Raw genomic sequence first — 247 nt, forward strand, 5'->3', positions numbered from 1 at the left:
GCAGTTTTTCGTGGCCAGCCGCACCGGGGTGCCCGGCGCGGCGATGATGACGTCGACGGCGTCGGTCCAGGTTAACCTCGACGCCGGACCGCAGGCGGGGTGGGCGGCGCGGGTGCGGTTGGCCCATGCGCTGGGTCCGATAATGGTCGCCATCGCCGCCAACTCCCCGCTTTTGAGTGGGCGGTTTTCGGGCTGGCTGTCCACCCGCCAACGGGTGTGGAGCCAGCTTGATGCGGCGCGCTGCGGG

The 247-nt window shown here is 70.9% G+C and carries 1 protein-coding gene; it reads left to right on the forward strand.

Going from position 1 to position 247, the window contains the following annotated elements; all coding sequences use genetic code 11:
- Positions 1–247: glutamate-cysteine ligase family protein (locus AC5Y42_RS23640; protein ID WP_499900989.1), on the forward strand; the 247-nt coding region annotated here is incomplete at both ends.

The organism is Mycobacterium sp. NGS48, from assembly GCF_059812585.1.